A 1,012-nucleotide genomic window follows, 5' to 3' on the forward strand; every position below is an offset into this window, starting at 1 on the left:
ATAGCATACTACAGCCTTATGCCACATTTCCACATAAATATTTATAATACCCTTAATAAACATCACACTTATCAGAAAGGAACTTAATAAACAATAAAAGAATGCTATTTTTGATAATTTTCCTATTACTTACTCATAAACGGTAAGCCTTGGAACCTGCACAAACTAAGGAGCTCAACGCCAGAGTTCCGTTTTTGCACGTTCTCTAACACTGGGCCATTTACTGAATAACCTGAACGATCACGCAATGCTGTCCTTTTTTTAACCAGGATCCCCGGCCAAACCTCTTATTACCCCTAGTCGGGCGATCCTTCACGCTCCGCAAAATATATAGCAGATAAGCGCATAACCAACTTAAACGCTATAGCAAATGTAGTGCCTTATCTTATACAATTTCTCTAATCTTTTGTTCTTCCACTCTTGACTTTAAACATGGTATCAGAGCCCTCCGGCTTTGGTAATAGACTTATTCTAAGCTCTACTTATCACAGCTGTTTTTTCATATTGTAAGATTTTATCAATGAACCTAACTCTATTGTTAATGTTTTTTATTATACTACTAGCAACATCAGACTTACTTTCTTCATTTACTTCACTTTTTATCTCTTCTATTATTTTTAATTGTTGTGGATTAGCTGCTCCTAATGCCGTACAAAATATATAAGAAATAATCTCGTTTGGAAGTTTAAAGTTTTCCTGGTTTTCAGAATTTCCTTCAAAATATGAAAGGAAATTTTTACATATAAGCTGTAGGTTACTTATCCCTTTCGCGATTGAAAAGTATTCACTAATATACAAATATGGGATGATTTTCTCACGTTCTGCAGGTACTCTAGGTAATATTTTATCGGTTAGGAAGGGCAATAAGTTTTCTTTTGGAATTAAAAAAATTAAATAATTGAAGACAGTATTTTGATTTTTTTTTACAGCATCAATAAAAGCTTCATCATTTCGCACATGGATCATAGCCTCTCTTTTTTCTATATCAGAAGTATGTTCAAGTAATAACTTC

1 protein-coding gene is annotated in these 1,012 nt (G+C 33.2%); it reads right to left on the reverse strand.

Annotated elements, in window-relative coordinates; all coding sequences use genetic code 11:
- Window positions 1-471 precede the first annotated feature (471 nt).
- Window positions 472-1,012 (reverse strand): hypothetical protein (locus NF27_RS12600; RefSeq protein WP_039458649.1); only part of this gene is annotated, 541 nt, incomplete at its 5' end.

Origin of the sequence: Candidatus Jidaibacter acanthamoeba, assembly GCF_000815465.1 — a bacterium.
Lineage (GTDB): Bacteria > Pseudomonadota > Alphaproteobacteria > Rickettsiales > Midichloriaceae > Jidaibacter > Jidaibacter acanthamoebae.